We start from the raw sequence: 9,452 nt of genomic DNA on the forward strand, positions 1-9,452 counted from the left end.
CTGCTGGAAGTCCTCGAGTGTGGGGTCCTGGGCCTGGAGCATGGTGCCCATGGCTCCGTCGGCGACCACCACACGGGTGGCGAGCGCCTGGCGGAAGTCTGAGCTGCGGGAATCCGTCATAAGGTGCCGCCGAAAGCCGGGGTCAGTTCATGGGCGTGAGCGGTGCCGTAGGTACGCGCAGCCGTCACCAGGAGCTGCTCACGGTCGATGTGGTAGACCTGCGAGCCGACCGCCGACAGTGCCGTTGACGCCATCACGCAGCCCAGGCGGGCCGCGGCGGCCAGCGGTAGTCGGTGGCTGAGGGCGGCCAGGAAGCCGGCCCGGAAGGCGTCGCCTGCCCCGGTCGGGTCGATGATCCTAGTGTCGGGAACGGCCTCGACTATGAGGGGAGGCAGGCCGGCGCGGTCCATGCGAACGCCCGCGCCGCCCCGTGTCGTGACCCAGGCACCCACGCGTTCGAGGACGCCGTCGCGATTCCAGCCGGTGCGTTCGAGGAGCAAGGCGGCCTCGTACTCGTTGGTGAACAGCCAGTGGGCGCCGCTCACCAGCTCGCACACCTGCGGGCCGTCGAGGCGGGCCAGTTGCTGGGAGGGATCGGCCATGAAGGGGATCCCCAACTCGCGGCATTCCCTGGTGTGGTTCAGCATCGCCTCGGGTGCGTTGGGCGAGATGACGACTAGGTCCAGCCCTCCGCTTCGGGCGAGGACGGGGCGGAGCGAGATGGTACAGGCTTCGGCCATCGCGCCCATGTAGAAGGTCGCTATCTGGTTCTGATCACAGTCCGTGGTGCACACGAAGCGTGCCGTGTGCAGTTTCTTGCTGACGTGCACGGACTCCGTGTCGACGCCGTGTTCTTTCAGCCGGATCCGGTACGGATCGAAATCACTGCCCACAGCGCCAATCAGGATCGGGTAGAGGCCCAGTTGCCCCAGGCCGTACGCGATGTTCGCCGCAACCCCGCCTGGGCGGACCTCCAGCATGTCGGCCAGGAAGGACAGAGACACGCGGTCGAGTCGTTGTGGAATGAACTGGTCGGCGAACCGCCCCGGAAACCTCATCAGATGGTCGGTGGCGATGGAGCCGGTAACGGCGATGCGCATCTCAGGCTCCCGCGGCCTGGCGCAGGGCGTCCACGCGGTCGGTGCGCTCCCAGGTGAAGTCGGGCAGCTCGCGGCCGAAGTGACCGTACGCCGCCGTCTGGGCGTAGATCGGGCGGAGCAGGTCGAGGTCGCGGATGATCGCGGCCGGCCGCAGGTCGAAGACCTCGTCGATCGCCTTCTCGATCTTCTCGGCCTCGACCTTGGCCGTGCCGAAGGTCTCCACGAACAGACCGACCGGCTCGGCCTTGCCGATCGCGTAGGCGACCTGGACCTCGCAGCGGGAGGCCAGGCCCGCCGCCACCACGTTCTTGGCGACCCAGCGCATCGCGTACGCGGCGGAGCGGTCGACCTTGGACGGGTCCTTGCCGGAGAAGGCGCCGCCGCCGTGGCGGGCGAAACCGCCGTAGGTGTCGATGATGATCTTGCGGCCGGTCAGGCCCGCGTCGCCCATCGGGCCGCCGATCTCAAACCGGCCGGTCGGGTTGACCAGCAGCCGGTAGCCCTCGGTGTCCAGCTTGATGCCGTCCTCCAGGAGAGCCTTCAGCTCCGGCTCCACGACGAACTCGCGGATGTCGGGGGCGAGCAGCGACTCCAGGTCGATGTCGCTCGCGTGCTGCGAGGAGACGACGACCGTGTCGAGGCGTACGGCCTTGTCGCCGTCGTACTCGATGGTGACCTGCGTCTTGCCGTCCGGGCGCAGGTAGGGGATCGTGCCGTTCTTGCGGACCCGGGTCAGACGCTCCGCCAGGCGGTGGGCGAGCCGGATCGGCAACGGCATCAGCTCCGGCGTCTCGTCGGACGCGTAGCCGAACATCAGGCCCTGGTCGCCGGCGCCCTGCTTGTCCAGTTCGTCCTCGTCGCCCTCGACCCGGGACTCGTACGCCGTGTCGACACCCTGGGCGATGTCCGGGGACTGCGCCCCGATGGACACCGACACGCCGCAGGAGGCGCCGTCGAAGCCCTTCTTGGAGGAGTCGTAGCCGATCTCTAGGACCTTGTTGCGGACCAGGGTCGCGATGTCCGCGTAGGCCTTGGTCGTCACCTCGCCGGCCACGTGCACCAGGCCGGTGGTGATCAGCGTCTCGACGGCGACCCGGGAGGACGGGTCCTCGCGCAGAAGCGCGTCGAGAATGGTGTCGCTGATCTGGTCAGCGATCTTGTCCGGGTGACCCTCGGTCACGGACTCCGAGGTGAACAGGCGACGGGACACAACGCTCCCTGTGGTTGCAGCGGCTGCTGGATAAGCTAAATGTGCGGCGCCCATCACATGAGCTGGGCGCGGTACACGCCGTGAGTCACCGTGCTGGCCAAACCAGGGCGGCGAGAAACCTGACGTTCCTCCGTCCTCGTTCAGTAGCGGTAGTGGTCGGGCTTGTAGGGACCGTCGACCTCGACGCCGATGTAGGCGGCCTGCTCCGGGCGCAGCGTGGTCAGCTTGACGCCGAGTGCGTCCAGGTGGAGGCGGGCGACCTTCTCGTCGAGGTGCTTGGGCAGCACGTAGACACCGGTCGGGTACGCGTCGGGCTTGGTGAACAGCTCGATCTGCGCCAGCGTCTGGTCCGCGAACGAGTTGGACATCACGAACGACGGGTGACCGGTGGCGTTGCCCAGGTTCAGCAGCCGGCCCTCGGACAGCACGATGATCTTCTTGCCGTCCGGGAAGGTCCAGGTGTGCACCTGCGGCTTGACCTCGTCCTTGACGATCCCGGGGACCTTCGCGAGACCGGCCATGTCGATCTCGTTGTCGAAGTGACCGATGTTCCCGACGATCGCCTGGTGCTTCATCCTGGCCATGTCCGAGGCCATGATGATGTCCTTGTTGCCGGTCGTGGTGATGAAGATGTCGGCCGTCTCGACGACCTCGTCCAGCGTGGTGACCTGGTAACCGTCCATCGCCGCCTGTAGCGCACAGATCGGGTCGATCTCGGTGACGATCACCCGGGCACCCTGGCCCCGCAGCGACTCCGCACAGCCCTTGCCCACATCGCCGTAACCGCACACCACCGCGGTCTTCCCGCCGATCAGCACGTCCGTGGCACGGTTGATCCCGTCGACCAGCGAATGCCGGCAGCCGTACTTGTTGTCGAACTTCGACTTCGTCACCGCGTCGTTCACATTGATCGCCGGGAACAGCAGAACACCGTCACGCTGCATCTCGTACAGACGATGCACACCCGTCGTGGTCTCCTCCGTCACCCCACGGATCTCCGAAGCCAGCTGCGTCCACTTCTGGGGGTTCTCGCCCAGGGTGCGGTGCAGCAGCTGCAGGATGACGCGGTGCTCGTCGGACTCGGCGGTCTCCAGACCGGGGACCTTGCCGTCCTTCTCGTACTCGACGCCCTTGTGGACGAAAAGGGTGGCGTCACCGCCGTCGTCGAGGATCATGTTCGGACCGCCGGTGGGGCTGTCCGGCCAGGTCAGCGCCTGCTCGGTGCACCACCAGTACTCCTCCAGGGTCTCGCCCTTCCAAGCGAAGACCGGGACGCCCTGCGGAGCGTCGGGAGTGCCGTTCGGGCCGACGGCGATCGCGGCGGCGGCATGGTCCTGGGTGGAGAAGATGTTGCAGGACGCCCAGCGGACCCGGGCGCCGAGGGCGACCAGGGTCTCGATGAGGACGGCGGTCTGCACGGTCATGTGCAGGGAGCCGGTGACGCGTGCGCCGGCGAGGGGCTGGGCCTCGGCGTACTCCTTGCGGATCGCCATCAGGCCCGGCATCTCGTGCTCGGCGAGGGAGATCTCCTTGCGGCCGAACTCGGCCAGCGAAAGGTCGGCAACCTTGAATGACAAGGCCCCAGCGTTCCGTAGCGCCACATGAGCTCCTGAATCAGGGATGAGTGTCACGTATTGTATTAGGAGGATAGGAATGGCCTGTAGCGACCATCGCGTAATCTAGGTAGATCGGCTCCGGTCACTCGTAGCATCGGGGAAATCCGAGAGTGACGAGGCTGGCTGTTACAGGTGCGCCTTTCCAGCCTGCGCCTTTGATTCGAACATGCTCCCGTCAAAGGCGGATTGATCAGCTAAGAGATGACTTACGAATGCCGGGCTCGTTCTCTCAGTTCAGCATCTCAAGGCTATCCTGCATAGAATGGTGCGGCCTCCAATGCCGGGCCCAGCAGGCTACATTGCGCCCTTGTGAATCCGAATTCTGATCATTACTGACTTCGGCTCCTTACGCACCAGCCCATCCCATACATCCGCATCTCAACGGCCAGTCATCCGAATACGCAATGGCCCTGGCTCATCGACTCTGTCTTTCTCCTTCTGCGTCGGTGCGGTCGTGGTGACGTTATCTGTCGGGCTGGAACTGTAAAATTGTCCGGCCCAGCGACGGAATTCCATGACCGGGCCGTCCCCTTTCGCTAGTTTGGGGCGTTGAACAAAAATCTTGTTTTGCCAGATCGGAAAATCTCGCCCTACATCCCGCAGCAAGAGACGGATAGCAATCTTTGCGAGTATTCGAGCGGCAAACGGTGGGCAGCGGCGCCCTAGGATGCCGGTGACGGACGTCGCAACCCTCATTTCGACACGAATCGGATCGATAGGGGTGAAAAATAGCCAAGCCGCAACTTGTATGCGGAGTGGCGGAAGTTCGATCTTAACATTAACCCAGCCAAGCCCTTGTGCCCGGAAGGCGAATCTCGAAGAAAAGGCGATGAGCGAATTTTTGTATCCCATGTGGCTGTGACCGCTTAAAGTTAGGCCTATGGTTGTGTTGTTGAATTCTAGTTGTGCATCCGAGTATTTAAAATGATGTATTGAATCCAGATGGCCCAAGTCGATGAGGTTTTCCATCATCTCCTGCGGATGGTCGATCAAGGTACACACGCGGTGTGTTCCAGGACGGAAATCCGGTGGCATGTCTGGGAGGATTTGCCAGTCGGGCATACCGCCGTCAGAGTGGCGCCAGACGAGCACGATGCCGTCGACTTCGCATGCTTCCAGTGCAGTCAGGCGCGCATTCGGCGGCGGGGGGGTGCCGTACGCCGTGCGGACACAGTCCCCTGCAGGGGAGAACGCGAAGGAATGGAATGGGCAGACGATGTTCTCTCCGTCGATCCGGCCGCCGTGACCAAGGTGTGCGCCCATGTGGGGGCAGAATGGGCGTACCGCTCGTAGTAGCCCGGAGCAGGTTCGGTACAAGACGATGTCCTCGCCTGCTAGTCGGCGAGTGAGCACGCGTCCTGGGGGGAGTTCGCTGCTCAATGCCAGGCAAAACCAGCCGTTGGGATATGGCAATCGGGGCGTCCTGGTCTCGTAGTACAGCATGGCTCCTGGGTCGTTGTTCTTTACCTGCGGTTGAGCCGGTGTCTTCGGGGTGCGGATTCTCATGGTTGTGCTCCTTTCTTATTGGACAAGAGATACCAGTGTCCAGGATCGCGGGTGGGCTTATCGCGGCTTCCTTGGTCTGCGGTTTCCATTTGTGGCATCGAGGGTTTACGGACTGACGGGACATGCGTCACCCGGGCTGGCCGGTGAACGGAACTGTATGGATGTCGAACCAGCGCGGCAGACTGTTGGTGAACAGATCAGCCTTCACGTGCTCCACTCGACCGGTCGGCCGCTCGGTAATGATCTGGTGTGCCATCGTTCCTAGCTGCAGCCGCCCTTGTCCCCGATTAACTCGACAAGCGGATTCGCCTCGTGGGTGACAGCGGCCAGCGCAGCCACCTGGGCTTCGGTCATTCCCATGCAGTGCATGATCGTCTCATGGTTGGCTGAGAGGATGGCGTTCTCGGCGTCGGTCTTGTAGTAAAGGTCAAGGACTGTTACTGCTGGACGGGCGTCGGGTTTCTGTCCTGCCTTCAGCGCCGCGACGATGGCAGGCACATCGAATGCCAATTCCACACCTTGACGCAAGTAATAATCTTCGCCACGCACCGACACCAGCGGCAGGTCGTCCTCAGGACAGGACGGACCGAGCTTTTGGACGATGGGTTGGGTCAGCATGTCGTAACGGAATATCTCCTCGGCCAGTGGGGCAACCTCCGGCGCCAGATTTGGCCGGATGTTCTCTGCCCACCATCGCCACACCAGGCGTTTGGCCTCCGGCTCGGCATACATGTAGGTGACTGCCCCACTAGTCTTGTCCAGCGCACCGGCCTCGCACGCGATGCGCAGCGGCTCAGCAGCCGGGTCGTCGACCTCTCTGATCCAATCGTCCCAGTTGAGGAGGACCTGCGACTGCGTCATCCCCGCCAGCTCACGCAAGGCGATCCAGACGCCGCGGAACACCGCATTCTCGGCGATCACCCTGGCCCAGAACCCGAAGCGTTGCACCCTGCGGTTGTCGGCGAAGCTCATGGTGTTGGTAGCCAGTACGTACTCGAAATCGTCGGTGTCACCCCGCACCGACACGATCCCAAACTCCGCCTTCTTGTCCGAATAGTCGGTGTTCGGCAACAACAGCATCGGGTACACGGCAATCCGGGACACGTCGCGGGCCAGCTGGTCGTAACCGTGCATGAACGAGTCCACCGTCTCCCCGGGCGCGCCCCAAATAAGCTCGGCGTAGCACTCCATACCTTCCTTACGCAACCAGGCGGCAAGGTCCTTCCACGCGTTGACCTTCATGTTCTTGCGATTCATCAGGCCCAGGGTCGTAACGTCGAGCGTTTGTAGTGCTAAGGTGAACGAGGAGCGCAAGCCGGCCTTCTTCATGGTGCTGACAATGTCATAGAACATCTTGGACTTATTCTTCGCCCACGAGGTCTCCAACGACCTGGGAAATCCATACTTATCGCGAATCTCGATCAGATCTTCAACGAAGTCCTTGTCCCCAGGCAGCAAACCGAAATTGGCATCACAAAGCACGATCGTATGAACGCCGAGCTTGGCGAAAAGCTCCAGTTCAGCCCGCAGACGTCCTCTGGAGAAGGTTCGAACCTTCTGGCCGACAGCACCACCCCAGTAACAGAACGCACACTTATAAGGGCAGCCGCGATTCGTCTCCATCAACGCAACGTCGTAACGGAACCGCCCCTCCGCGTCGGACATCTCGATCGCGCCGGTCAACGCTGGCGACGGAATATCATCGAGGTTCAGGATGCGGTCTCGAGCCGTCGTGGTGAAGACTCTGCCATCCGACTTGTATGATAATCCCTCGATCTCGCCGAGAGTATCGACCCCGACCCCGTCGAGGTACGCAACGAGCAAGTCACGGAAGGTGAATTCGCCTTCGTCGTTGACGACGACATCCACCTCGGGAAACATTCGGAACGTCCGTTCCGCCTGGTGGGACACATGCGTGCCGCCAAAAATCACCCAACCATCGGGGTTCAGCTGCTTGAACGTCTCCGCCAGCGCACCGGCCGCGCGGTAGTTCCAACCGAACACGGAACACGCCAGGATGTCCGGCGGTCCGTCCGCGAAGAGCTCATCAGCAATCTTTGGCAGCGTTTTTCCGCCACGAAAGTTGTGAATCGTGATCTCCATGTTCGCACGAACACGATCATCAGCAAGCGCGGTGGACTTGAGATACCCCGACGCTAGCGGCATCGACTCCAGCGGCATATTCCAGACGCCCTGTTGGACCAATGACACCCGTGCTTTGGTAGAGTCATGAATCATGCGAATCCCCCCTTCTTGATGCCCGGAAACAACGACTTCAGCCTGACAGGAAATAGGGAGTACGGGCTGGCGAGAGAAGATGGGCGGCAACTCCCCGCGCTTCTGTGCCCGTCGCCTCTGCGATCCTGGTGATGGATTAAGAAGATCTGGGTCATAGGTGCGCCCTTGCCCTCGTCGTACGACGCTGCGAAGCCGAAACGGCTGCTGGTTGCTTACGGCGTCGGTAGCAGTGATTCTGCCCGGGTACAGCCTCTACGGCTGTACCCTCACGGGCAACCAGGCGTTCCGTACTGCGGAACACGGAACCGAGCAGCCGTTTTAGCGCGGGGCCGTTGGCGCACGCCGACCCCACGAATTGGCAGGCCGAGCTATCGGAAGCAGCTGGTGTGCGGACGAAACCAAGACGCGTCGTGATCGCGGTTTATGGCGGACAGGCTAGCGCGTAATTCCTCAATCGGGTGATCGCGGTGCTATGCCCGATATGAGCGTAATGGTAGCGTGGCGGACCTTCTGGTGTGGAAGGACTCCGGCTATGTCCAGTCCTGTGTATGCGCGTGCCTCCGTCGATGACGAGGAAGAACCAAGCTGCGTAAGCTTTCCACCGCCCGGCACGCGGACTGGATGGTGGGCTCCATCGTCGTGGCCATGTCCCAGTCGGGGAAATCGGTACCGGAGATCGCCGTCGAGCTGGGCTGGGATCGGCGAACAACGCGTACCTGGACTTACTGGTTCAACACCGAAGGTGTTGACGGGCACCGCGGCGGTCGGGGCCGTAAACCGCGTATCACCCAACGACAGCGGTCGCAGATCATCGCGCCGGTGGGCCGCGGTGCCGCCGGGCCGGTTACAGTGCAACTGGGCACAAGACACCCCTCGAGCAGGCCGGCCCGAACTCCACTGTCGCCGTGTGGACCCTCGACGGCCTGCTCAGGACATCGGGATCGCGATCAGGCGCTCGCAGGCGCGAAGGAGTTCTGCTGGCCGAAGGGATCCGGTGGCGGCGAATGCGTTCGTGGGCGGTGTCGCGCGATCCCGAGTTCGTCCCAAAAGGACAGCTGTTATCGAGCTGTACACCAATCCGCCTGACGACGCGACCGTCGTGTGCGCCGATGAACTCGGCCCGCTGATCCCCGCAAGTATCCCAATCCGCCTGGCTGGACCAGCGACGGGCGCATGGTCAAGAAGAAGTCGAGTACTGGCGCGACCCGTACAAGACCTGGTCTACGGCGGCCTGCGGGTAAGCGATGGGCATGCGGTGACCATGTGCGCGTCCAGCCGCAACAACCTTGGCTACCAGGACTTCCTGGCCCCTGCTCGAAGGTGACCACGCACCGGGGCAGATGATCGTCATCACCAACAACCTGTCCAGCCACACGTCGGCGTCCACACGCGACTGGCTGACCGACCATCCCCGGATCACCCAGGATCCCGGCAAAGTCGTCGTCAGATGATGCCGAGCAGTGTGAGGGGGCGGGTGCTGTCGCGGGCGTGACTGCGGTTGGCGGCGGCGATGTTGGTGACGCCGGTGAGTCGTAGAGCGTCGATGGCGGCGTTGCGTAGGGCGGCCATGACTTGGGCTCCGGTGCCGGTTCGGATCTGGGATCGGTCTTCGTCGTAGGTGACGTCGCGGACCCAGTGGATTTTGTTTTCGATTGACCAGTGCCCACGGATCCATGTGAGGGGCCCCGCGGTTTCCGTACAGCAGCTTATTGGCTAATTCATGCGGCGAGCTGCTGATTCAGGTAGTCGTCGTGGACCTCTCGTGGGGTCCGATACCCGAGT

At 62.7% G+C, this 9,452-nt stretch carries 9 protein-coding genes; 2 read left to right on the plus strand and 7 right to left on the minus strand.

Annotated elements, in window-relative coordinates; translation table 11 throughout:
* Nucleotides 1–116: 116 nt before the first annotated feature.
* From ACZ7GZ_RS41070 to ACZ7GZ_RS41095, 6 genes are all read right to left on the minus strand, one after another.
* Nucleotides 117–1,100: a carbohydrate kinase family protein gene (locus tag ACZ7GZ_RS41070; protein WP_471032693.1), complete on the minus strand. Its 984-nt coding sequence runs from the start codon at nucleotides 1,098–1,100 to the stop codon at nucleotides 117–119.
* Between the two features lies 1 nt (nucleotide 1,101).
* The gene (gene metK / locus ACZ7GZ_RS41075; protein ID WP_471032695.1) at nucleotides 1,102–2,310 is read right to left on the minus strand and encodes a methionine adenosyltransferase; all 1,209 of its coding nucleotides are present in this window, start codon (nucleotides 2,308–2,310) and stop codon (nucleotides 1,102–1,104) included.
* A 140-nt stretch (nucleotides 2,311–2,450) separates the two neighbouring features.
* A complete protein-coding gene (gene ahcY, locus ACZ7GZ_RS41080; protein WP_471032698.1) occupies nucleotides 2,451–3,887 on the minus strand; it encodes an adenosylhomocysteinase in 1,437 nt (478 codons plus the stop codon).
* 417 nt (nucleotides 3,888–4,304) lie between these two features.
* Complete coding sequence (locus ACZ7GZ_RS41085) at nucleotides 4,305–5,432, minus strand: aromatic ring-hydroxylating oxygenase subunit alpha (RefSeq protein WP_471032701.1); 1,128 nt, start codon at nucleotides 5,430–5,432, stop codon at nucleotides 4,305–4,307.
* A gap of 127 nt (nucleotides 5,433–5,559) precedes the next feature.
* Nucleotides 5,560–5,688: a hypothetical protein gene (locus tag ACZ7GZ_RS41090; protein ID WP_471032702.1), complete on the minus strand. Its 129-nt coding sequence runs from the start codon at nucleotides 5,686–5,688 to the stop codon at nucleotides 5,560–5,562.
* Between the two features lie 5 nt (nucleotides 5,689–5,693).
* Complete coding sequence (locus ACZ7GZ_RS41095) at nucleotides 5,694–7,670, minus strand: KedN5 family methylcobalamin-dependent radical SAM C-methyltransferase (protein WP_471032703.1); 1,977 nt, start codon at nucleotides 7,668–7,670, stop codon at nucleotides 5,694–5,696.
* A gap of 645 nt (nucleotides 7,671–8,315) precedes the next feature.
* On the opposite strand from ACZ7GZ_RS41095, the gene ACZ7GZ_RS41100 reads away from it, so the two are divergent.
* Together ACZ7GZ_RS41100 and ACZ7GZ_RS41105 are read left to right on the plus strand one after the other, a co-directional pair.
* Nucleotides 8,316–8,756: a helix-turn-helix domain-containing protein gene (locus ACZ7GZ_RS41100; protein ID WP_471032709.1), complete on the plus strand. Its 441-nt coding sequence runs from the start codon at nucleotides 8,316–8,318 to the stop codon at nucleotides 8,754–8,756.
* 200 nt (nucleotides 8,757–8,956) lie between these two features.
* Nucleotides 8,957–9,121 carry a hypothetical protein gene (locus tag ACZ7GZ_RS41105; protein ID WP_471032706.1) on the plus strand — a complete coding sequence of 55 codons (165 nt, stop codon included), beginning with the start codon at nucleotides 8,957–8,959 and terminating at the stop codon, nucleotides 9,119–9,121.
* Here ACZ7GZ_RS41105 and ACZ7GZ_RS41110 read toward each other — a convergent pair.
* Nucleotides 9,114–9,239: a hypothetical protein gene (locus tag ACZ7GZ_RS41110; protein WP_471032708.1), complete on the minus strand. Its 126-nt coding sequence runs from the start codon at nucleotides 9,237–9,239 to the stop codon at nucleotides 9,114–9,116. The genes ACZ7GZ_RS41105 and ACZ7GZ_RS41110 overlap by 8 nt on opposite strands.
* Nucleotides 9,240–9,452 lie beyond the last annotated feature (213 nt).

The organism is Streptomyces sp. NPDC037288 (assembly GCF_055603265.1).

Excerpts from the sequence above, each read along its gene's own strand:
- ACZ7GZ_RS41070 (WP_471032693.1), bottom strand. The coding sequence starts at position 1,100 with ATGCGCATCGCCGTTACCGGCTCCATCGCCACCGACCATCTGATGAGG.
- ACZ7GZ_RS41085 (WP_471032701.1), bottom strand. The coding sequence starts at position 5,432 with ATGAGAATCCGCACCCCGAAGACACCGGCTCAACCGCAGGTAAAGAAC.
- ACZ7GZ_RS41090 (WP_471032702.1), bottom strand. The coding sequence starts at position 5,688 with ATGGCACACCAGATCATTACCGAGCGGCCGACCGGTCGAGTGGAGCAC.
- ACZ7GZ_RS41100 (WP_471032709.1), top strand. The coding sequence starts at position 8,316 with ATGTCCCAGTCGGGGAAATCGGTACCGGAGATCGCCGTCGAGCTGGGC.
- ACZ7GZ_RS41095 (WP_471032703.1), bottom strand. The coding sequence starts at position 7,670 with ATGATTCATGACTCTACCAAAGCACGGGTGTCATTGGTCCAACAGGGC.
- ACZ7GZ_RS41110 (WP_471032708.1), bottom strand. The coding sequence starts at position 9,239 with ATGGCCGCCCTACGCAACGCCGCCATCGACGCTCTACGACTCACCGGC.